Genomic DNA, 23,155 nt, shown 5'->3' with positions numbered 1-23,155 from the left:
TTTTGTTCATGGTGTGATCAGCCGATATGCTGCTGCTGTTTAAGCTTAAGCTCAACGAGCAGCGCGTGCAGCTGCTCTGTCGCTAGGCCATGCAGTACGAGTCGAAAGCCTGCTTTAAGCGTCGTGAGCGGCACCATGGGATGTTTGTTGTTTATAAGCGCCAGTCGGTCGTTGCTGCCGATAATTTTGGAAGCAAGGATGCCAATCGTTTCATCCAGCTGAAGGGAGTTAGTCGCACGCCAGAAGTCATTATCGGTTAGAAACATTTGATAGACAGGGGTGAAGCATTCAATGGCAGTCGTCAAATCCATAAAATTGGTCCAGCGATTTGGCATTTGCTCAATAGGCAGAGGCTCTGATGTGATGGCGTTAAAGTTAAGCCGATCCTGCTTTGTAACCTCAATTCCTTTGTGACGCAGCTCGCGATTAAGATTGATGACGAAGTTGTATAAATTGAGATCATGAATGAGAAAAAGATCATCTTTTACCGGCTCCAGATTGGTTGGTTTGAGCGGGTTCATCTCAATCTGAACGTCAGGCACATTATCACGAATGAAGCCAAGCACCTCAGAGCCAAGATAGAAGTGGCGCAAAATCATATAATTAGCATCTGGGCTTACGAAGGTTTTCATTCCGAAATGCAGGACGCGGTGCAGCAGCCGGGATGAGGTGAGTGCCTTAGGTACGATTATTTTGTAAACCTGAAGAACTATAATCATTAATCTCGCAAAAGGACGCAGTACGGGCAGCAGAAACTGCCGTGATCTGCTAGAGCAATCCTTGAGGTAAGCAGCCTTGGCCTCTTCATTGAAGGGAATGCTCTGATCCATAAAGATGGCTAGAAACGGATTGGGATCGTTTTTGTCATGCGGCATTTGATGAAAATAATCAGTTTTGCTCATACATTGCCCAGCTCCTCTAATTGCAGCAAGTATAAGCGCGCCGTCGTTTTTGCAGTTTTCACTATTCGTCCTGCGATCTCCGCAGTGAGCATCGGATGCTGGACGACTGCCTCGAGCCTTTCGAAGTGCTTCTCATCAGAGTCGCTATGATAAAGCAGGAACGACACTTCTTCATCGCTAAGCCCAAGCTGATCGCGAATCATTTCGCCCCAGTAACGCGCCATACGGCATCCAAGTCCCTCTATAATCCACATAGCGCCAATGAGATCAACGGGATTCTCGCGGCTAGCACGCTGGAACAAATAAGCTGACAATGCTTCACTGCCAATATTTTTTTCGCCTGATTGAATGTGTGCTAGGTCCCCGCCGATGGCGACGTAGTTGCGCTCAAGTATTTGAAAATCACGATGCTCATCGCGCGCATGGGCAATGAACGTCGAACGGAGATCGATATGCTCTATCGCGATATACGAGGCAGCACGAGCAATCCACTGCGAACCGTCAATGACCTGTTGGCGGATGTTTTCCATTAGCAGCTTGTAGTCATGAAGAGTGAACTTGTTGTTGTACAGCTTATGAATAACGGGAACATGAGCCAGCTTTTGCTCAAAATCAATCCAAACCTGTACGAGCTGCCTAACGAGCTGTGCTTGAACGTGGTCTGCTTCGTTATACTCGAGATGAGGTGCCTCAGGCTGCCTTTCTTCAAACACCGGCTCTGAGATATGTCCCGCATCGCCTGTGTCGCCAACAACCGTCAATAGCATATAGGAGGTTTGGAATCTGCCGCTTTCCGGCACCATGCATAATACCTGCTCACCTGGCTTCAAATGGCCTTCGTTAAGCAGCTCCTCCAGCATGATGTAGATTGAAGCAGCGCCAGTGTTGCCCTTCGTATATAAATTCGTAAACCATTTCTCTTCAGGAATGGTGAGTCCGCCAAGCTGCAGCAGCTTAAATATTTCGTCGCGGAAAAAATGAGACGAATAGTGGCAAACCATCCAGTCGATAGCGCTCGGTTCGACTTTACCCTCATCCACCAGCTCGAAAAATCGATTAACCCCGACCTTAGGCATTTCATTAACGAGCCGAATATCTTGTTTGAGATTAAGAGCCCCGTCGTCAGCAGCTTCATGAATGCTGGCATAGTCAAGCCAGCTTTGCTGCTCGGCATTATCCTTGTTGGTTCCTGCATACATGCAGACATCGTATAGATTAGCGTAGGATTTGTTGTCGATCCATTCGATGCGCAGGGATAAACCGCTGGCGGCAGGTTGATGCTGAAGAACCGCTGCACCTGCTCCATCGGACAGCATAAACCGAAGAAAGTCAGTGTCGAAAGGAATTGGATGATCGGCGACACCCTTTTGCGCTTCGAACCTCGTATTTTTGAATACGCGGCTCGGAAACTCACTGGCACAGGAAATGGCGGTCTGCTGCTCTCCTGACTGCACATGCAGGAATGCGTTTTTCATTGCCTGCATACCGCTGGCGCAAACGCCGTGATGTGTCGCAACCTCCATGACAGGCAGCTTCGTTTCGGCATGCACCATACTTGCGAAGCCGGGAACAAGCAAATCACCTTGGGTCGTACCGACAGCGAGAAATGCAATTTGATCGCTCAGTGCCGCTTGGTTGCGGGAGAGCGCATCTTGTATCGCAAGTCCTGCCATTTCTGCATTTGAATATAGACTTTTTTGTTCTTTGTTTATCGCATAATGCCGAAAGCGTATTTTGTTTTGATCAAGAATGCGCCGCATCGACTTGGAGCTTTTACCGTTTATTTTGCCGAGGTAATCCTCGATATCATCATTGCCGATAGGGGAGCCGGGAAGAAATTTGCCAATGCTGGTTATATAGACGGGATTCATCAAGCACCTCCAATTAAGAAATATTTATAAGTCTTATGATCGGTTATGCAGCGTTTCAAGCCTAGTACTAACTTTATTTGGTACCGCAATTAAAGTAGGGCTTGAATATATGCATGATCGTCTTATATAATAAACGCATATCAAAACTGATGACTGACGGAGGTAACCCAGCCGATGAAGTAAGTACACGATTCCTGTAAACAACTTGTTTAAGTACAAGCGGCGTTCTCATTAGCGAGAACCGGTCAGGGATACGTGCGTCGATTTGGGGACTTATGGATAGTCAATCAGCAGCGATAGATACGAGATGTTTACCCGCTAACTAGCGGTGTGACGCATCGTTATTTTCGTTTACCTGATATTCCCCTGCGTATTCGACCGTGTGCCGCTGGCCACGGTTTTTTATTATGTTTTTTTGAAATGGGGAATGTTCAATGATGCTATTAAAAGTTAAACATGTGAACAAGGAATGGGACGGCAATATCCTGTTCGAAAATATAAATTTTGAAGTCAGAGAAGGCGAAAGGCTGGCTCTGTTTGGACGAAATGGCGTGGGCAAAACAACGCTGCTGCAAGGATTGACAGGCAGAATCTCATTCGATGGCGGTGAGGTGCAGCGGCTGCTTCCTCTTGCAGAGTGGGGCTGGCTCGACCAGCAGGCACAGATGAATTCCTCACTCACGCTGCTTGAATTCGTGCAGGCCGGCACAGAGGAATTGTTCCGATTAAAACGGTCGATGGTGGAGTTAACAAGGCGAATGCAAGAGGATGCAAGTGAGTCGCTGTTAAGCAAGTACAGTAAACTGTACGAACGTTATGCGCAGCTTGATGGCTATAGCTGGGAGATGAAGGTGGAGAGATGCTTAACGCAGTTAAGCTTTGATCCCTCGTTATGGCACTTATCATTTTCGCAGCTAAGCGGAGGTCAAAAGACGAAAGCACAATTAGCCGCGCTGATGGTAAGAGAGCCGAAGCTAGTTGTGCTGGATGAGCCGACGAATCACTTGGATTCTACGGCGCTAGATTGGCTGGAAGCATGGGTGCAGGATTACCCGGGAACGGTTATTTATGTGTCGCATGATCGTACGTTTATCGACCGGACAGCAACGACTGTTCTTGAGTTTGAGCGAGATGGGTGCCGACGCTATTTGGGCGGATACACGCAGTATAAGGCGCAGAAAGAGCTGGAGCTAAGGACGCAGGAGGCGCTGCATAAGAAGCAGGAGCTGGAGCGGGAGAAGCTGCTTGAGAGCATACGCATGTATGCCGAATGGTTCCAGCAAGCTCATAAGGCGGCGGGTCAAAATGATTTTCTTAGATCAAAATCTAAGAAAAACGTGTCGCGTCTGCATGCGAAGGAGTCTGCGCTTGAGCGTTTGAACAAGGATAAGGTGCAGAAGCCGCGTGAGGACTCACAGCTGCGGATGCAGCTGGAGACCGACGGTTTCGCAGCGACTACGCTGCTTCGGATGGAGGACGTTAGTTTTGCCTATGAGGGGCATAGGAACGTTATAAGCAGGTTAAACCTCACCTTAGGTAGAGGTGATCGATTAGCTGTGCTTGGTCCGAATGGTGTAGGGAAGTCGACGCTGCTTAAGCTTGCGACAGGGAGCTTATTGCCAAGCATAGGCAAAGTTAGCATTCATCCGCAGGTAAAAATCGGATATTTTGAGCAGGAGCTTGATAAGCTCGACAATGAGATGACCATCCTTGACAGCTTATTGCTGCTGCCAGAGATGACGCAATCGCATGCAAGGACGATTTTGGGCTGCTTCCTGTTTACGAAGGAGGACGTATTTAAGCGAATCGGGGACTTAAGCATGGGTGAGCGATGCCGAGTAGCATTCTTGAAGCTTTATTTTGGCAAAGCGAATCTGCTCGTGCTTGATGAACCGACGAACTATTTGGATATTAGAACGCGAGAGCAGGTTGAACAGGCGCTTCAGCATTATCCGGGTGCTGTTCTGCTTGTCACGCATGATCGCTATTTAATTCGCCAAGCCGCTAATCGACTGCTCGTACTCGATGGGAAAAGTGAACCGAGCTTGTTCCACGGATCGTATGAGGAGTATGTGTCTAAGGATCGAAGCCGGCTGCTTTCGGCGGATGAACAGGTAAGCCAAAATGAGCGGGAGATGCTGCAGCTGCGTTTAACGCAGCTTATGAGCTGCGCTGAGCCGGAAGATCCAGCGGAGCAGAAGCAATTGATAAATGAAATTCGCCAGCTGCGCGCGCAAATAAATAGCTGATGGGCAGGCTGGAGGAAGGTGGATTTACAACATGGTTTGGAGAAATATGGTGTTTATAGTCTTAGCGACGCTCATGCTGGCTGGATGTGCTGGTCAGGAGCAGGTTAAGTCTGGGGAAAAAACTTCAGCTTCAGATGAACCCTATGACTATACGATTAATGAGACGGAGGATGTTATTGCAAAGTCCGGTGAAGTTACGAATAGCGAGAAAATAGATGCTTTTGTGAGCGGAGCAATAGATCAGGTGCGAGTTGTACGTTTTATAACGGAAGGAAACCCGATTTTTTATAATCTTGCGAGGGCGGAGGATCAGATCGAGGTGCGCTACGATACATCACAGGATCAGTATGGATCGTCAAGCGTAAAAACCTATTTATGTGACGGGTTGAAAAAAGAAGAAACGGGGCGCGCTTACGCCTATAAGCTAAGTGGCTGTGGCGCAGCCAATAAGCCGATAGATTTGTTGGACGTTCCGATTTAGGCAGGAGATATATGGGAAAGAGCTATCGATTTGATAGCTCTTTTTTTGTTGCTATTAAGTATCGCAGAGTTGCATGAATCGAATTTGTTTGTTTGAAATGCAATATATGGTTTACATCTATATGGATATAAATTACAGTAATTACAATATAAATGATTGGTAGGTGGGATGAACACAGATGGGTGAACATAAAAATGTGAAGTTAAAGCTGGCAAGAATTGAGGAACAATCAGTGCATAGCCTCGATTGACGTTGAATATTGAATAGTTTTTTAGCTAACGAACTACAGTGGCCTTATTTGTTGCATAGCGTTCTGTTTATGAATCTAACGAACACAGCGAGTCTTATTTCTTGTAATTTCAATCATTTGGGCTCTATTAATGGCAGATAATGACTCCTGAGTTCGTTAGAGAATAATATAGCCCTGATATTCAAGAATAACGACACCTGAGTTCGTTAGGATAAAGCATGAACATGAAAACACAGATGGTTGAGGTAAGCCACTATACTAGAATGCTTTTGGACTAAAGCATTGAAAGATGGTAGTAGAGATTGATAATTGAGTGTTGAGTAATATCAGCAATTACAACTAACGGAAGTATCTATAACGTTAATGATTCAATCATTACTCGGAGGTGAGTACGATCTTAAAGAAGAAAAAGGCAATATTTATCGTTGTAGTTATTGTAGTTGTTTTTACATGGATTCTTACTTTTCTATCTCCCGAGTGGACGATCCGCAGACATATACTAATGAGCTTGCAGCCTATCAATAGCTTGAAAGCGGATATTTCCACAACGGGCAGAGTCGATGAAAAGTACGGTCATTTATACAATGTGAACGGGTATATGCATTACCCTACGGGAGATGAGTTGGGAGCCGTTTATTTGAAGAAGCTGGGGCCGTTATGGTATGTAGCGAGTGTAGGGACGGGTCCGTGAGGAAGAGGAAAGGGGTTGTCCTATAAGCAATGACATCTGCTTATGGGACAACCCTATTTTAAAAAGCACTGCAACCAACGTACGAGGCAATTAAAGCGGGGGATTATCGATTCACATCGACTTGAAGATTATGTTTTTTGAAAATGTGAATCATGGCGGTTTTGGCTTCCTCTTCATCTGGACCATGTATTTCAAGGTGGTAGGCATGGGTTTGATACAAGATGATGCTAAGTCCAAGGATGCTTTTGACATCGATAAATTTGGAATCACTGGTGCGGAGAACGATGCTTGATTTAAAATCTGCCGCCATTTGATTAATATCAACGATAGCTCTGATTCCAGCTGTCATTGGATAACCTCCGTTCCACTTTTCTTGTTTATCTGTACTCCCGCGGTATTCTGCGTGCTACGCCTGTCTTGATCGCTGCTCTAATGACGAGATCCCGAATAGCTTTCACAACGGCCTGATTGAAGACGCTCGGAATAATGTAGTGCTTGCTTCGTTCTTCATCCGAGATTGCGGATGCGATCGCCTCTGATGCCGCCAGCTTCATTTCCTCGTTAATCGTAGTTGCTCTGCAGTCCAGTGCCCCGCGGAAAATACCAGGGAAACATAGCACATTGTTAATTTGGTTCGGATAATCCGAACGTCCGGTGGCGATTACCCCTACAATATCCTCAACTTCCTCAGGCTTGATCTCAGGTGTTGGATTCGCCATGGCAAAGACGATAGGGTTTTCGGCCATCGCCATAACATCTTCGCGTCGCAGCAGTCCTCCAGCAGAAAGTCCAATGAATACATCGGCCCCTTGGATTACATCTCGTAAAGAGCCTTCAACGCGGTTCGGGTTGGTATGCTCGGCATACCAGTTCCACATGCGGTTATCATAGTCAGTTCCAGCAGTTATCGCGCCGTTCCGATCTACACCAATGATGTTTGTAACGCCGGCGGATAAAAGAATTTTTGTGCAAGCGACTCCTGCTGCACCGATTCCGCAAACAACGACCTTAATGTCATGAATGGGCTTATTCACAATTTTTAATGCATTGATTAGTGCCGCATACAATACAACTGCTGTACCATGCTGGTCATCATGAAATACTGGAATATCGAGTTCTTCACGCAATCTTTCTTCAATCTCAAAGCACCTCGGCGATGAAATATCCTCAAGGTTAATGCCGCCGAAGCCAGGTGCAATCGCCTTAATGGTTGCGATTATTTGCTCGGTATCTTGCGTATCAAGGCAGATAGGGAAGGAGTCTACGTCTGCCAGCTGCTTGAATAACATAGATTTTCCTTCCATAACGGGCATAGCTGCATAGGGGCCAATATTGCCAAGCCCTAAGACAGCGCTGCCGTCCGAAATGACAGCAACCGTATTTCTCTTAATCGTTAACGTAAATGCTTTTCTTTGTTCTTCATGAATGGCTAAGCAGACGCGAGCAACATCGGGCGTATAAACACGAGAGAGATCGTCGCGGTTCTGAATAGGCGATTTCAGTTTAGTTTCGATTTTACCGCCAAGATGCAGAAGAAATGTTCTATCCGAAATATTCACTAGCTTGACTCCGTGTAGGTTCTTAATCATTTCGGTAATAATGTTAATATCGACTGTATCCGTGACGGTAATGGTAATATCTCTTATCGTCATATGCTGACTGGTCTGAATAACGTCAATGGCCACGATATCTCCACCGGCTTCGAAAATAGAGGATGCAACCTGTCCGAAATGTACCTCTTTCGTATTCATTTCGAGACGCAGTATTACACTTTTCCCACCTAGTTTATTGTTATCCATGGCTACCCCCATCAAATCTGTATTTTTTATCGTTCGTAATTAACCTTCTTCGTTAATGACAACCTCTTTCCCTCTCTTCTTTAGCAAAATAGGTATAATTAACCAGAGTGCTGCGATAATTAAGAAAACAAGCGACATCGGTTTTTGCAAGAAAATCATAAAATCTCCATTAGATGTCGTTAATGCTCTCCGCATATTGTTTTCAATCATTGGCCCGAGTACTAAACCAAGCACGAGTGGAGCTAGCGGATAATCATTTCGTACAAGAAAGAACCCTGCAATTCCACAGCCGAGCAGCAGCATTAAATCAAAGACTTGTGCCTGAACCGCATAAACACCAAATATAGAAATGGCAATAATGATTGGAATCAAATATTTCGGAGGCGTCTGAATGATTTTTGCAAATACCTTAACTAATGGCATATTGAGTACGAGCAAAATGAGATTTCCGATTAACATACTGGCAATTAATCCCCAAGCTACTTGAGGATGTTCCTCAAATAACAAAGGACCTGGCTGAATGTTATACATAATTAAAGCGCCCATTAATATAGCGGTTGTACCTGAGCCTGGAATACCAAGTGTAAGCAAAGGGATCATAGCCCCGCCTGATGCTGCATTATTAGCTGATTCAGGGGCAGCTACACCGGCAATGTTGCCTTTGCCAAAGGTTTCTGGATTTTTGCTTATTTTTTTCTCCAAAATATAACTGAAGAAAGAAGCTAAAGTCGCACCAGCACCCGGCAAAATACCAATGAAAAAGCCTAAAACCGAACCGCGGGCAATCGGTCCTGCACTATCCTTCAAGTCTTTTTTTGTTGGAAGGATACGTTCAATTTTTGCTGCTTTACCGGCGGTGTAGTCTCTTTCCAAAATGGTTTTGAATACTTCTCCCAATGCAAATAGACCAACTGCCACTGTTAAAAATTCAAGACCGGAATAAAGCAACGGCATGCCGAAAGTAAACCTTGCAACACCCGATACGGTGTCCATTCCGATGGTTGCGAGCAGCAGTCCGAATACGGTCATAATGAGAGCTTTCGTAATGGACTTTCCAGCCAAGCCGCTTACGGCGCATAGTCCAAGAAGCATTAAGGAGAAATAATCGGCAGGACCAAACTTTATCGCAACCTCTGATAGTGGTTCTGCTAATACGATGAGCGCGATGACAGCAAATACTCCTGCAACGAAAGAACCGATTGCAGAGATGGATAAGGCAGCACCAGCTCTACCCTGTCTAGCCATTTGATAGCCGTCTAATGTTGTCACTACAGAGGAGGATTCCCCAGGTGTATTAAGCAGAATAGAGGTCGTTGATCCTCCGTACATCGCACCGTAATAAACGCCGGCCAAAAGTATGATAGAGCTTGTGGCCGCTGCTTCAGGAGCTAATCCGCCCGTCATTGATGCAGTTACAGGTATAAGCAAGGCGACACCGCTCATGGGTCCTATACCAGGCAATACCCCTACAGCCGTACCTATCAACACGCCGATGAAAGCAAAGAGCAAGTTATGCCATTGAAAGGCGGTCGCAAAGCCGTCTGCGAGAAATTGTAGTGTATCCATTCATATGCCTCCTTTAGTTACGATAGCCATGACGGAAAACCAGGCATTGAACCTTCCAGAATGACAACAAAGATGACGTAAACGCCGACTGCAAACAATCCGGAGATCAAGATCGATTTTAGCCATTTTCCTCTTTCCAAAACTTGAAAGCTAATGAGAAGGAAGAGGAATGTCCCGATGATATAGCCGATCGTTTCTAAGAAGAAGGCGTATAAAAAAGCAGAAGCGAAAATAATGAGAAACTTCTTGTAATCAAGCTTTCCCGCTTTGCTGCTAGAGCCTTTAAACTTTAACACTTCGTAAAATAGACGTAAGCTTAAAATGACAAGCAGCGCCCCCAGACCAAAGGGAACGATATTAGGCCCGACCTTGCTGCCGTAGGATGAAGCGCTAATTAATGTGCTCTGCCACATGAATCCAACACCGAGAAGGAAAAATATGATGCTGGCGTATCGATCAAATGTTTTGTTCAAGGCCTTCACCTCCGATGAATGAAGAAAGGAGAGGAGAGAGACTAGCGCTCTCCCATCCAATCACTCATGCTTATGCTTTTATCAAGCGTTTGCTCTTCGTTCAGTCATTTACTTCTGCATGCCGAGCGCTGTCAACAGCTCTTGTACCGCAACTTCTTGCTCAGCAAGGAAGGCAGTAAAATCTTCGGAGTTTTTGTATTCGCTGACCCAATCGTTCGCTTTCAATTCTTTCGCCCACGCTTCGTGTTCAGAGAGAGATTTTAACGTTTTATCCCAGTAAGCGATTTGCTCTTTTGTCATGCCTTTCGGACCTAATACGCCGCGCCAGATTGTGAACTCCGCATCTATACCCAGCTCTTTTAAGGTAGGCACATCCTTGAAGTCGCCTTCAATCCGTTCATCAGAAGTAACGGCAAGAATTTTGATCTTGCCTGCTTTTAAATAGCTGCCGAGGGAAGAGATGTCTGTTCCAATCGCATCAGCATTGTTGCCCAGCAGCGCAGCAATGGCTTCGCCTCCGCCATCATAGGACAAGTACTTGACTGTTTTTGGGTCAACGCCTGCTCTGAAGGCGGGGAGTACGCTAATTAAATGATCCATAGAACCAGGCGCAGAACCGCCGGCTAGTGTAACTTTTGAAGGGTCTGCCTTAATGTCATTAATTAGTGAATGAAGATCGTTATATTTGGAATTTGCCGCAACCGCGATTGCGCCATAATCCTTCGTTATTTGTGCGAGCGGGGTAACATCCTTGTAGCCGTATGGGCTGTTCCCTTCTTTTTTGAGATTGTTAATGAGAATAGGCGGGGAGCTGACAAACAGCTTGTATGGGTCATTCTTGTCTTTGGTTACATATTCGGCTAAAAACACAGTGCCGCCGCCGCCGGGTTTGTTCTCAACAGTCATCGTTTGATCAACGAGCTTCGTTTCACCTAGCACTTTGGCCAAGGACCTTGCTGTCTTATCCCATCCGCCGCCAGCTCCCGATGGGGCTGTCACAATGAAAGGTTTCTCAGGATAATTAGCCGATCCGCCTTTTGATGCTGTTCCGCCGCAGGCCGTCAAACTAACAGCAACAAAAGCAGCAGCTACTATAGTTTTCCAATTTTTTGTTTGGTATCCCATACGAATAATCCCCCTTTAGTTTCATTCAAGTAAACGTATGAATGATTACTGTAAGCGCTTACCTGTTTGATATGCTTCATACTAACATCGCGAATTGGGGTTGAATACTATAACCACATAAGTTGAAAAGTAGTCATACTGTTTATTTTGTTCATAAAATTTACGGCCATTATCGACTCAAGGTACTATGTTCGGGGAAGCATGTAGAATACAATAAAATCAGCGTCCCGCGGATGAGAAGTTGTTGTATGGAGGTAATTGAATGCGATTACAAACGAGATTGATTTTGTTAATTGGAACTTTGCTATTTATTATTATCATTGCTCTTACCTTCAGCTTTGAGAGAATACTAGTGACGACGCTGCAGAAAAATGTAGGTGCATCAGCTCTGAAAATTGCGAAGACAGTAGCATTGATGGACGTCATTAGACATGCCTTTGAAGAGGAGAATCCTTCAGCCATCATTCAACCCATCGTTGAGAAAATTAGAATGGAAACAGACGCTGAGTACATCGTCATTGGGAATAAAGAGGGAATTCGTTATGCGCATCCGCTGCCGGACCGAATCGGGAAAGAAATGGTCGGCGGTGACAATGGGCCTGTGCTGAACGGAGAATCGATCATTTCAGAGGCCGTTGGCTCGATGGGCCCCTCCTTGAGGGGAAAAACTCCCATTTTTAATGATCAGAATGAAGTTATAGGCATTGTATCAGTGGGTATTTTATTAAAAGACATTGAACAATCGGCTGTGACTTACCGTAATGCGATGATTATTTTTGCAGCCATTGCGCTGATGGTTGGATCTGGCGGAGCCATTGTTATTGCCAATAGCGTAAAACGATCGATACATGGTCTAGAGCCTGAGGAAATCGGCTTGTTGTATCAGGAGAAGAGAGCTATTTTGGAAACGATTCATGAAGGCATAATTGCCGTTGATACAGAGGGAACGATTACCCTTGTCAATCAAACGGCTTTGAAGCTGATCGATCCGCTCGAGCAAATGGAGCTTACCGGGCAGCATGTGCGGGATGTTATTCCAGAATCGCGGCTAATGGAGGTTATTAAATCAGGGCAATCGGAAATCGATCAAGAAATGACCATTAACGAAAGCAGTGTCGTCGTCAATCGCTTGCCGATATTTGATCATCAGCACCGGGTCGTAGGGGCGGTCTCCAGCTTTCGCAACAAATCCGAGCTGCTTCGATTAACGGAGGAGCTGACGCAGGTGAAGCGTTATACCGAAGCGCTGCGTTCACAAACGCATGAATACTCCAATAAGCTGTATACGATTTATGGGCTAATCCAGCTGGAGTCGTATCAAGAAGCGATGGATATTATTACACATGAAACCGATGTTCATCAAAATCTGATCCATTTCCTCCTGCAGGAAATTCCCGATCCTATTATTGGCGGCATACTAATTGGCAAGTTCAATCGTGCGAATGAGCTTAAGGTGAAGCTTGAGATTGATTCCAAGAGCACCTTCAAAACGATCCCCGATGATCTAAACCGCAATCACCTGGTAACGATTATCGGCAATTTAATTGATAATGCTCTGGATGCTGTTCTCGAGAAAAATGATGAGAAACGAACCGTTAAGGTGTTTCTGTCTGACGTAGGCAAAGATTTTACAATCATTATCGAAGATAATGGGAGCGGCATTAAGGAGGATGTCGCAGAGCGGCTGTTTGAGCTCGGTTTCTCCACGAAAAATGAGGATCATCGGGGTTATGGGCTAGTGATTGTTACGCAGGCGATACAACAGTTAAGGGGTCATATCCGTTTTGAATCGCGTCCGCAGGAAGGGACGATCTTTACCGTTGTGATTCCAAAAGAAAAGGGGAAAGATATATGATACGAGTGGTCATTATCGAGGACGACCTTCGAATTGCACAAATCAATCGGCGCTTTCTAGAGAAAATAGAGGGCTTCGAAGTCGTTGGAATTGCAACAGATAAGCAGCTGGCGCATGAGCATTTAGATATTTTGGCCCCGGATTTAGTGCTGCTTGATTTATATTTTCCCGATATGAGCGGGCTTGACCTGCTTCACTACATACAGAAAAACAACCCGTTAACAGATGTCATTATTATTACGGCCGCCAAGGAATTTGAAACGGTTCGTGAAGCCATTCGCGGCGGGGTATATGATTTTATGATCAAGCCGGTTGTATTTGAACGTTTTCAAGAGAAGCTGAAGTCTTATCAAAAATATCATAATCAAATGGCACTGCTCGGCGGCTCAAATAAACAAGTGGATCAAGAGGGGATTGATCAGCTGCTGTGGGGGGGAAATGATCGTACGGATAAGGATTCTTATTTGCCAAAAGGCATCGATAAGATAACGAATGAGAAAATACTCTCCTTCATTCACGCAGGTCCTGAAGTATTAACGGCGGAGGAGCTTGGGAAAAAGGCTGGTTTCAGCCGTACGACCGCTCGGCGGTACTTGGAGTATTATGTGGCCAAGGGTGAATTAATAGCTGATATTTCTTATGGAACCGTTGGAAGGCCGGAGCGGGTTTACAAAAGAAAAGAGCAAATGTGAGGCTGCCATACTTAGTTTTTCGAGAGGACAATGGATAATAAAAATAGCCCGTTAATGAGGAGCAGCGCACCAAAGATAAGGCCGGTTTTATTCTTTTTTATAAATTCCATTCGAACACCTCGCTACTTTTTTTTACTACATATAATTATCTCGTTTTTGGGCTCATTTTTCCACCTTTTTTTTGGTAAAAATGAAGCGAATATTAAGTTTGTGACGGAAAAAATGCACGCTTTTGTGCCTAAGCCTATGTTTATTCCGCTTTAAGGTTCATTATTTGTAGAAATTTGTATTTGGAGCAGCAATTGTTATAAAATTGATTGGGAGAGGCGATAAGGAACTGCCTGCTGCCAATGCACTTTTTTCTATGTAAAATTGCCGTAAAGAAGAGGTAATATTCAGGTTTTGTAGAATAATGTATGGATCATACATTTTTTTTGGAACTTGCATGTCGAATAGGCGTATTGTTGGTTAGTAGGTTCAGAATCGCTGTATTTGGATATTTTTTTAGTAGTGAACCTTATGGAAAGGGGGTGCAAATACAATGGCTATCTCTCTCGTAAAAGGTCAAAAGGTAGATTTAACGAAAGGCAATGCTGGTCTCAGCAAAGTTATCGTTGGTTTAGGCTGGGACCCAGCTCAAACCAAAGGCGGTTTTTTCGGAATGAAAAAAGCGGCTAACGTTGACTGTGACGCATCGGCATTATTGCTTGATGAAAACGGCAAGCTAAGTGGCGAGAAAAATCTCGTTTGTTTCTACAACAAGCAAAGCGGATGCAGCTCGGTCGTTCATACGGGTGATAATATTACAGGTGAGGGCGATGGCGATGATGAGCAAATCATCGTACAGCTTGATCGTGTTCCTGCTAATATTCACAAAATCCTTTGCGTAGTTAACATTTACGAATGTGAATCCAGACGACAAGATTTTGGCATGATCAAATCTGCCTTTATTCGTATCGTCAACCCAGCGAACAATCAAGAACTGATTCGCTTCAACTTGACGGATGATTATTCAGGCAAAACCGCTCTAGTCGTAGGTGAGCTTTACAGACACAATGGTGAATGGAAGTTTAATGCAATTGGGGAAGGCACTCATGCTGCCCATGTTGATATCCTTGCACGTCAATACCAATAAATTCATGTGAGAAAAGAGGGCTTTTAAAATGGCAATCAGCTTATCCAAAGGACAAAAAATTGATCTCACGAAAACAAACCCAGGTCTTACAAAAATTACAGTAGGTCTAGGCTGGGATACTAATAAATATGACGGCGGAAAAGACTTTGACCTTGATGCTTCTGTATTTTGCTTGAATGCACAAGGCAAAGCGGGTTCTGAATCTGATTTTATTTTCTACAACAACCCAAAAAACACTAACAGCTCCGTTGTTCACACAGGTGACAACCGCACAGGCGCAGGCGATGGCGATGATGAGCAAGTAAACGTTGATCTTTCTGCCGTTCCAGCTGAAACAGACAAAATCGCATTTTGCATTACGATTCATGATGGCGCAGAGCGCAGCCAAAACTTTGGACAAGTATCCAACGCATTCGTTCGTATCGTGGACGAGCAAAGCGGCACAGAACTTATCCGTTATGATCTTGGAGAAGATTTCTCTGTAGAAACAGCAGTAATCGTCGGTGAACTATACCGTCATTCCGGCGAGTGGAAATTCAGCGCAATCGGAAGCGGCTTCCAAGACGGCCTAGGCGGTCTTGCTCGCAACTTTGGTCTTTCTGCTAGCTAGTCATACTTATCTACCCGTAAAGGGTCGCCAGTGGCGGCCCTTTTTTAAAATATAACAATTTATAAGTAAGTGAACAGCGGAAAGTCGCAGCAGATATCAAAACGGTCTAGTAGGCCTTTGCACTGACTTTGGCGTTCAAACCTAGTCAATTCAAGGAGGAATAGAACGATGTCTATAAATCTTTCCAAAGGTCAACGCATTGATCTTACAAAAACAAACCCAGGCCTTACGAAGGTTGTTCTCGGTCTAGGCTGGGATACGAACAAATATTCAGGCGGCGGAGAAATTGACCTTGATGCAAGCGCGTTTTTGCTCCATCAGGATGGCAAAGCCAAGGACGAGAAGGACTTTGTATTCTACAATGCGCTGATTGCTTATAACGGTGCTGTTGAGCATACAGGCGATAATCGTACCGGTGAGGGTGAAGGTGACGACGAGCAAATCAAAATTGATTTCCAAAAAGTCCCTCCACACATTCAGCGAATCGGAATTAGCGTTACGATTCATGATGCCGAGTCCAGGCTGCAAAACTTTGGTCAAGTATCCAATGCCTTTGTTCGTCTAGTAGACGAGTCTTCTGGAAGAGAAGTGCTGCGCTATGATCTAGGAGAAGATTTCTCCGTTGAAACAGCGATTGTCTTCTGCGAGCTGTACCGACATGATGCCGATTGGAAGTTCCAAGCGGTAGGTTCAGGTTTCTCGGGCGGACTAGCAGCGCTTTGTCGTAATTACGGGCTTACGGTTTAATTCATCTGGCGTATAGGGTGGCAGTTTGAGGGTTTGTCACCCTATTCTATTATTACCGAAGGGCGGTTTAAGCATGGAGCTGGCATTAATGAAAGGTCAAAAAGCGGATATTACCAAAAATAATCCTTCCATAAAAAACCTTCTAGTTGGCATGGGATGGAACACTGCAGCAGGTGTAGATGTCGATTTTTCGGCTTTTCTATTACGAGCGAATGGAAAAACAGCTGGAGACCAAGATTTGATTTTTTACAGTAATCCTAAGGATGTCAGCGGTTCTATTCAACTGGCAAGTGGCAATAAACGAAGTTTTGCAGGGAAAACGGATACCGAACAAGTATTGATCGCGATTAGCGATGTGCCTCAAACGATTGAACGTATTTCATTTACTTTAACCATTTATGATGGGGAAGCGAAGAGACAAAATTTTTCTAGCGTGAATGATGCCTATATCCGGGTTATTGACGAAGGAACAGGACGCGAAATTTTGCGCTATGATCTTGGAAAAAATTTCTCTATTGAGACTGCGATAGTCGTAGGAGATTTATATAGATATAATGGCGAATGGAAATTCAATGCCATTGGGTCTGGATATTCAGGCGGTCTTGCTGCACTCTGCAATAGCTTTGGTATTGAAGTAAAGGCAGACGCTCCTGCTGAGGCGCCAACTCCAGCACCAGCACCAGTGAAAGCTCCACTTATTCCACCTAAACCTCCCGCACCAATCGTACCAGAACCAAGCAGTCCGCCAATAAGCCTCAGCAAAATCTCGCTTACCAAACGCGGTGATGTCATCAATTTACAAAAAGGTGCCGGATCACTTGGTGAGATTGTCGTTAATTTGAACTGGAATCAGAAAAAAGCCTCCACTGGTTTTTTTGGCCGTTCAAGCAGCGGTGTAGATTTAGATGTCGGATGTTTGTATGAATTGAAAAATGGTATGAAAGGTTCTGTTCAAGCGCTAGGCAACAGCTTCGGAGATTTTTCGCGAGCGCCGTACGTTTCGCTTGACGGAGATGACCGAACCGGCTCTATTACAACGGGTGAAAATCTTAGAATCAACGGTAATAAAGTTTCTGAGATTAAGAGAATCGTCATATACGCATACATCTATGAAGGAGCTACGAACTGGGCGGAGGCTGCTGGTATTGTTACCATCACACAAACAGGTGGGCCTGATATAGAGGTGCGGATGGACGAGCATAATAATCGCAAGGGTATGTGTGCGATTGCGATGATCGAGAATGTAAATGATCAAACCTTCAGCATTCAGCGGCTCGTGCAATATTTCTCAGGCCATAAAGAGCTTGACGAGGCTTATCGCTGGGGTCTCAGATGGGTACAAGGAAGCAAATAAAGAAAAATGCGGAGGTTTAAGAGATGGTCGACTTTTTTCAAAATGTAATAGCCAACTTCGGGAGCTTCTTTCACTGGGACAACTTGTCACAAGTTCTCACCAACCCGACAAACTGGGGAATAATTGCAACACTCGTTCTTTTGGAAGGCTTGTTATCGGCAGATAATGCGCTAGTACTAGCGGTTATGGTTAAGCATTTGCCGAAAGACCAGCAGAAAAAGGCGTTGTTCTACGGTATTATTGGTGCCTATATCTTCCGATTTATCGCAATCGGAGTAGGTGTCTATCTCGTACAAATTACATGGATTAAAGTAGCGGGCGGATTGTATCTGTTATGGATTGCGTTAAGCAATCTATTCCATCTGGAATTCAAGCTTGCTCGTGTCGGCAACATTCCATTAATTCCTTACATCGGCAAGAAGGGCAACGACGATGATGCTGAAGTTCAAAATAAAGGCTACGGATTCTGGCGTACGGTACTTGCTGTTGAAATTATGGATATCGCGTTCAGTATCGACAGCGTACTAGCTGCATTCGGCGTGAGTGAAGAGGTATGGGTTCTGTTCCTCGGCGGTATTCTCGGCGTTCTAATGATGCGCGGCGTCGCTCAAGTATTCCTCAAGTTGATTGATAAATTCCCTGAGCTTGAGAAAGCGGCGTTTATTTTAATCATCGTTATCGCAGCAAAAATGATTGGCGGAGCGTATGGCTTGCATGTGCCGCATGCTTTGTTCTTCGGTTTAATTATAGCTGTATTCGGTGGTACCCTTCTTTACAGCGCAGCACGTAAGAAAAGAGAATCAAAAGCGGTTTAGATTCGATAATACTCTGTTTATGAAAAATATCCCTCAATGGATCGCGAGGGATATTTTTTCACTCTCAGATTGCTTTACACAACTTTTAGGAGGGATCACTTTGAGGTATTTTAACTATCTTACCAATGAAGAAGAGCAAAATTTCTTTTACTCCCTTCCAACTCAGTTCAATAATTATGCTGACAAAGAAGTTATTGCTCACGCGATTGGTGCAGCGCTCTATATGCCTGCCACCAAGGATAACATAGCAGATGATTTGGTAACCGGAAAACACGAAGGACTCGTGTCTATGGTGATAGACCTTGAAGATGCAGTAGGTGATAATCAAATCGAATTTGCCGAAGAGACGTTGAAGGCAACGTTGATTAAGATTGGCCGTTACATTTCGATTGGTTTGCTCCATGCCGACGATATTCCGCTTATGTTTATAAGAGTACGCTCTGTTGAACAGCTTAAACGACTGCTCTCGTTTTTCGGTGAAGAGATTGAATATATTACAGGAATCGTGTTTCCGAAGTTCAACGTGGAGACTGGCGGTGAGTATTTAAAGCTGCTGCATGAATACAACAAGAACAAACGCTCAACAAGCTCCACGTTATACGGCATGCCTATTTTGGAAAGCTCTGACGTCATTTATCGAGAGAAAAGAATGGAAACGCTAATGGGCATTTCTCAGCTGCTGAATGAATACAAGGCCTATGTGCTGAATGTTCGTATTGGAGCAACAGATTTTTCAAGTTTATTTGGGCTTCGAAGAAGTCCGGATCATACAATCTACGACATTGGCGTCATTCGTGATTGTATTGCGGATATCGTAAATGTTTTTGGGCGGATGGATAATCATTATGTGATCTCCGGTCCCGTATGGGAGTACTTTAAGAGTGATCGCGTCTTTAAGCCCCAGCTCAGACAAACGCCTTTTGAGGAAAGCATGGGAAGACACGGACGGATTCTGCGTATGGATTATATTAATAAATATGTGGACGGGCTTATTCGCGAGGTCGCAATGGACAAGGAAAATGGGATAATTGGCAAAACCATTATCCATCCTACCCACATTAAGCCTGTACAGTCGATGCTTGTGGTGACGCATGAGGAGTATATGGATGCCCTGCACATTATGGAAAATGAACAAGGCGATTTGGGTGTGATGAAGAGCCGTTATTCGAACAAAATGAATGAGTTTAAGCCGCATATGACATGGGCCAAACGAATATTGTTCAGATCAGACATTTATGGGGTGCTAAATGAAAACCAAAACTTCACCTGCTTGCTCGCAGAAGAACGAGAATCAGCAATCGTTTAATATTATTGGAGATTTAGAGATTACCATTGAGGTTACGAGTAATTCGTTTCATATACCGCTTGAGCAGCTTTTTCAAATGGCAGCCCGAATTAATAAAAAGCGCAGTTTTTTATTCGTAAGCAAGGTGCTTGGCAAGCATATTCCTGTTCGCCCGCATGTGTCCTTATTATCGGGTGCCGCACTTGGGCTTTTGTATCAGCAGTTTAAAGGCGAGAAGCTTCCTATCCAGATGGAGCAGCTGCTGCATGCCTTTAAATCTCCTGAGGCAGCAGGTGAAATCTATGAACAGATGAAGCAAAACAAAATGATTATAGATGAAAAAACGCTGTTCATCGGTTTTGCGGAAACGGCAACAGCGCTTGGACACAGCATGTTCGATATGTTCGAGGGTAATGCGTCTTTCTTGCACACCACGCGGGAAAAAATCGACTATATGGCGTCCTGCATCGATTTTGAGGAAGAGCATTCCCATGCGACTACACATCGCTGCTATGCTGACAATCCAGCTGTATTCGAGAATGCAGAAACGATTGTGCTGGTCGATGATGAGATGACGACCGGGAAAACGGCCATTAATATAATTCACGACTTGAATGCAAGGTATGGGAAGAAAACATATATTGTTGCTAGTTTACTTGATTGGCGTTCAAACGAGGATATTGAACGTTTTGATGAGCTGGAGCAAGAGCTTGGCATATCGGTAAACTGCTTATCGCTTGTAGCGGGGCGGATATCTGTTAAGGGTACCCCTATTCAAAATGCTGACAAAACAGCAGAGTTGCAAGTAAACGAGTCAGAGCCTGCCATTAATGTTCTCTATGTGGGCAATCGGTTTTCTAGCCTTCCCTCTTTGAATCGAGAAGTTTCCTACCTGAAGCATACTGGCCGCTTCGGATTGACGGCTGAAGAAAGCTTGGTACTTGACGCAGAAGTAGGACAGGCGGCTGCGTTCCTCCGAGAACATAGAACGGGCAGCAAGGTGCTTTGCATGGGAACCGGCGAATTTATGTTCATTCCTATGCGCGTAGCAGCAGAACTAGGCGATGATGTATGGTATCAATCGAGTACAAGAAGCCCCATTCATCCGGATTCCAGTTCACAGTATGCGGTGAATACAGCTTATCCCTTTATTTCCCCTGAGCATGCTGACGTCATGAATTTTATGTACAACATACCGAATGGCTATTATGATGAGATGTTTTTGTTTATGGAGCGCGAGGTTGCAGGAGCGCAAATGGAGGAGCTTAATAAGGTTCTTCTCTCCTTAGGAGTCCAGCGTGTTCATATCGTGTATTTCAGTCGGAAAAGGCTTGCCGATCCGGCTCCTATCGGGAGCTATAAGCAGGAGGATGTTACATTTCTGCTAAAAGACCTTAGCGATATTTCGTTAGAGCAGCGAACGGAGGACCGGGAAGCGGCCATGCAAACAGGCGGCCACTATTCGGAAAGCTTGCCGATTGAATATCAGCCCACTGATGAGTATATACAATTGTTTCAAAATACGCTCAGTGATTCGGCCATTCGAATCGCAAGAGCGGTAGGAACGGTTTCCGAGCGAATCATTCAAAAAAATGGATTTGATGTTGTGCTTGCATCCTTAGCGCGAGGCGGTACGCCAATTGGCGTATTAATTAAGCGATATATCAAGCACATGTATGGTATTGAGGTTCCGCATTATAGCCTTTCAATTATTAGAGGCAAAGGCATTGATGAGAATGCACTGCTGTATATCAATCAGAACCATCCGCATAAACGCGTGCAATTTGTAGATGGCTGGACGGGCAAAGGTGCAATTGCCAAGGTGCTCATAGCAGCTTGCAGCCAGATGAAGCAAAAATACGGCATTGAATTGAATGATGAGCTTGCGGTGCTCGCAGACCCCGGCTATTGTGCAAGTACGTTCGGGACAAGAGAGGATTTCCTCATTCCAAGCGCTTGCCTTAATTCGACGGTGTCAGGTTTAGTCAGCCGGACTGTATTGCGCAGCGATCTTATTGGCGCCGATGACTTCCATGGTGCAAAGTATTATAAGGAGTGGGAGAGCTCTGATCTGTCTCAATTATTTGTGGACACGATTTCTGCTTATTTTGATCAGACAGCTGATGACTCCAAAGCGGAAGCTCTTCAAATGGAAGCAAATCCTGCGGAAAATGAAATGACTTGGCAAGGGATGCAGGATATTGCTCGTATCCAAACTGATTTTGCAATCTCCGATATTAATTTCATCAAGCCTGGCGTAGGTGAAACGACTCGTGTTCTTCTGCGCAGAGTCCCTTGGAAAATCCTCGTTGATCGTCTTGATAATCCTAACTTGAAGCATATACTGCTGCTGGCTAAGGACCGTGGTGTACCTGTGGAGGAATATCCAAACATGACCTATTCCTGCTGCGGTATTATTAAGGCTTTGAAGGGGGAGACGGAATGATCTTTGCGAGCGATTTGGACCAAACGTTAATTTATTCCGTAAGATCCAAGGGCGAGATAGAGCTTGAAGAAATGGTACCCGTTGAGCGTTATGAGGAAAGATATATTTCTTATATGACTAAACCGGCGATTCAGAAGCTGCATGAGCTTGTCAGCATTATGCGATTTGTTCCTGTGACGACGCGAATTCCGGAGCAATACAACCGCATCTTCGCGATAAGAGAACAGTTCAGTCCGGAATATGTGATCGTCAGCAACGGCGGTACCGTTCTCCGTAACGGAGAAATTGATCAGGAGTGGCATAGCTTCGTTCGTGAAGCTGTGAGGGAGCATTGTGCTGAGCATACGGAAATTGCGAGCCTGTTTGCGGAAATTGCTTCTACCCACTGGGTGAAGTCGACTGATCTTTGTGATGAGCTATTTTATTCCATTAAGGTAGAGAGAGATCAGCTGCCGCATGAAACGTTGGAGGAGCTTAAGCCGAAGCTTGCTTCGCTTGGCTGGAGCTACTCACTTCAAGGCCGTAAAATATATTTGGTTCCCGAGAGGGTAAGCAAGGGAGCGGCCATCCAGTATGTGAAAGAGAAGCTCGCTTCAAATTTCGTATATGCAGCCGGCGACAGCCTGCTCGACGAGAGTCTGCTGTTAGCAGCTGATTATGCCATATCGCCTGTACATGGTGAACTTGGACGATCCTATTCGGCACATCCACATATTCAATTTACACAAGCAAGAGGCGCGCTTGCCTCGGAAGAACTGCTAGACTCCATCTTAGAGCATGCACGAAGATTATAAATGCAATCGCAAAAA

At 44.9% G+C, this 23,155-nt stretch carries 20 protein-coding genes and 1 pseudogene; 14 read left to right on the top strand and 7 right to left on the bottom strand.

Going from position 1 to position 23,155, the window contains the following annotated elements; genetic code table 11:
• Nucleotides 1-17 precede the first annotated feature (17 nt).
• Together MHH56_RS29085 and MHH56_RS29080 are read right to left on the bottom strand one after the other, a co-directional pair.
• Nucleotides 18-902, bottom strand: coding sequence for a hypothetical protein (locus MHH56_RS29085; protein WP_339205109.1), 885 nt, complete (start codon nt 900-902; stop codon nt 18-20).
• Nucleotides 899-2,773, bottom strand: a complete 1,875-nt coding sequence (locus tag MHH56_RS29080; protein ID WP_339205107.1) for a 3-oxoacyl-[acyl-carrier-protein] synthase III C-terminal domain-containing protein — start codon at nt 2,771-2,773, stop codon at nt 899-901. Before MHH56_RS29080 ends, MHH56_RS29085 begins: the two co-directional genes overlap by 4 nt.
• A gap of 434 nt (nt 2,774-3,207) precedes the next feature.
• Here MHH56_RS29080 and abc-f point away from each other — a divergent pair, with 434 nt between their 5' ends.
• The 3 genes from abc-f to MHH56_RS29065 all read left to right on the top strand — a co-directional run bounded on the left by abc-f (nt 3,208) and on the right by MHH56_RS29065 (nt 6,444).
• The gene (gene abc-f, locus MHH56_RS29075; protein ID WP_339205105.1) at nt 3,208-5,022 is read left to right on the top strand and encodes an ABC-F type ribosomal protection protein; all 1,815 of its coding nucleotides are present in this window, start codon (nt 3,208-3,210) and stop codon (nt 5,020-5,022) included.
• Between the two features lie 31 nt (nt 5,023-5,053).
• Entirely contained in the window at nt 5,054-5,503 is a 450-nt protein-coding gene (locus MHH56_RS29070; protein WP_339205104.1) for a DUF4362 domain-containing protein, read from the top strand.
• A gap of 635 nt (nt 5,504-6,138) precedes the next feature.
• The gene (locus MHH56_RS29065) at nt 6,139-6,444 is read left to right on the top strand and encodes a hypothetical protein (RefSeq protein ID WP_339205102.1); all 306 of its coding nucleotides are present in this window, start codon (nt 6,139-6,141) and stop codon (nt 6,442-6,444) included.
• Between the two features lie 103 nt (nt 6,445-6,547).
• On the opposite strand, the gene MHH56_RS29060 is transcribed toward MHH56_RS29065, so the two are convergent.
• From MHH56_RS29060 to MHH56_RS29040, 5 genes are all read right to left on the bottom strand, one after another.
• Nucleotides 6,548-6,793 carry an HPr family phosphocarrier protein gene (locus MHH56_RS29060; protein ID WP_339205101.1) on the bottom strand — a complete coding sequence of 82 codons (246 nt, stop codon included), beginning with the start codon at nt 6,791-6,793 and terminating at the stop codon, nt 6,548-6,550.
• Nucleotides 6,794-6,821: 28 nt separating this feature from the next.
• On the bottom strand, nt 6,822-8,243 hold the full coding sequence (locus MHH56_RS29055; RefSeq protein ID WP_339205100.1) for an NAD-dependent malic enzyme: 1,422 nt from the start codon (nt 8,241-8,243) through the stop codon (nt 6,822-6,824).
• 39 nt (nt 8,244-8,282) lie between these two features.
• Nucleotides 8,283-9,809 carry a tripartite tricarboxylate transporter permease gene (locus MHH56_RS29050; protein ID WP_339205099.1) on the bottom strand — a complete coding sequence of 509 codons (1,527 nt, stop codon included), beginning with the start codon at nt 9,807-9,809 and terminating at the stop codon, nt 8,283-8,285.
• Nucleotides 9,810-9,826: 17 nt separating this feature from the next.
• Entirely contained in the window at nt 9,827-10,282 is a 456-nt protein-coding gene (locus tag MHH56_RS29045; RefSeq protein ID WP_339205098.1) for a tripartite tricarboxylate transporter TctB family protein, read from the bottom strand.
• Between the two features lie 108 nt (nt 10,283-10,390).
• Entirely contained in the window at nt 10,391-11,407 is a 1,017-nt protein-coding gene (locus MHH56_RS29040; RefSeq protein WP_076267383.1) for a tripartite tricarboxylate transporter substrate binding protein, read from the bottom strand.
• 262 nt (nt 11,408-11,669) lie between these two features.
• Here MHH56_RS29040 and MHH56_RS29035 point away from each other — a divergent pair, with 262 nt between their 5' ends.
• From MHH56_RS29035 to MHH56_RS28985, 11 genes and pseudogenes are all read left to right on the top strand, one after another.
• Nucleotides 11,670-13,262 (top strand): sensor histidine kinase, encoded by a 1,593-nt coding sequence (locus MHH56_RS29035; protein WP_339205097.1) that lies wholly within the window; start codon nt 11,670-11,672, stop codon nt 13,260-13,262.
• Complete coding sequence (locus tag MHH56_RS29030) at nt 13,259-13,954, top strand: response regulator (protein WP_339205094.1); 696 nt, start codon at nt 13,259-13,261, stop codon at nt 13,952-13,954. Before MHH56_RS29035 ends, MHH56_RS29030 begins: the two co-directional genes overlap by 4 nt.
• A 541-nt stretch (nt 13,955-14,495) precedes the next feature.
• Nucleotides 14,496-15,089, top strand: a complete 594-nt coding sequence (locus MHH56_RS29025) for a TerD family protein (RefSeq protein ID WP_076267380.1) — start codon at nt 14,496-14,498, stop codon at nt 15,087-15,089.
• 28 nt (nt 15,090-15,117) lie between these two features.
• Entirely contained in the window at nt 15,118-15,699 is a 582-nt protein-coding gene (locus tag MHH56_RS29020; protein WP_339205093.1) for a TerD family protein, read from the top strand.
• A gap of 168 nt (nt 15,700-15,867) precedes the next feature.
• A complete protein-coding gene (locus tag MHH56_RS29015) occupies nt 15,868-16,446 on the top strand; it encodes a TerD family protein (protein WP_076267378.1) in 579 nt (192 codons plus the stop codon).
• A 73-nt stretch (nt 16,447-16,519) separates the two neighbouring features.
• Nucleotides 16,520-17,800: a TerD family protein gene (locus tag MHH56_RS29010; RefSeq protein ID WP_339205092.1), complete on the top strand. Its 1,281-nt coding sequence runs from the start codon at nt 16,520-16,522 to the stop codon at nt 17,798-17,800.
• A gap of 23 nt (nt 17,801-17,823) precedes the next feature.
• A complete protein-coding gene (locus MHH56_RS29005) occupies nt 17,824-18,615 on the top strand; it encodes a TerC family protein (protein WP_076267376.1) in 792 nt (263 codons plus the stop codon).
• 100 nt (nt 18,616-18,715) lie between these two features.
• A complete protein-coding gene (locus MHH56_RS29000) occupies nt 18,716-19,921 on the top strand; it encodes an HpcH/HpaI aldolase/citrate lyase family protein (RefSeq protein ID WP_256710842.1) in 1,206 nt (401 codons plus the stop codon).
• Nucleotides 19,863-21,167 (top strand): annotated as a pseudogene (locus tag MHH56_RS28995) (phosphoribosyltransferase family protein); the annotation flags it as partial. The gene MHH56_RS29000 and the pseudogene MHH56_RS28995, both read left to right, overlap by 59 nt.
• Complete coding sequence (locus MHH56_RS28990) at nt 21,156-22,346, top strand: cysteine protease StiP family protein (RefSeq protein WP_339209763.1); 1,191 nt, start codon at nt 21,156-21,158, stop codon at nt 22,344-22,346. The pseudogene MHH56_RS28995 and the gene MHH56_RS28990, both read left to right, overlap by 12 nt.
• Entirely contained in the window at nt 22,343-23,140 is a 798-nt protein-coding gene (locus MHH56_RS28985) for an HAD family hydrolase (protein WP_339205091.1), read from the top strand. Before MHH56_RS28990 ends, MHH56_RS28985 begins: the two co-directional genes overlap by 4 nt.
• Nucleotides 23,141-23,155: the final 15 nt, after the last annotated feature.

Origin of the sequence: Paenibacillus sp. FSL K6-3182 (assembly GCF_037976325.1) — a bacterium.
Classification (GTDB): Bacteria; Bacillota; Bacilli; order Paenibacillales; family Paenibacillaceae; genus Pristimantibacillus.
This window is presented reverse-complemented; position numbering and strand designations above follow the sequence as displayed.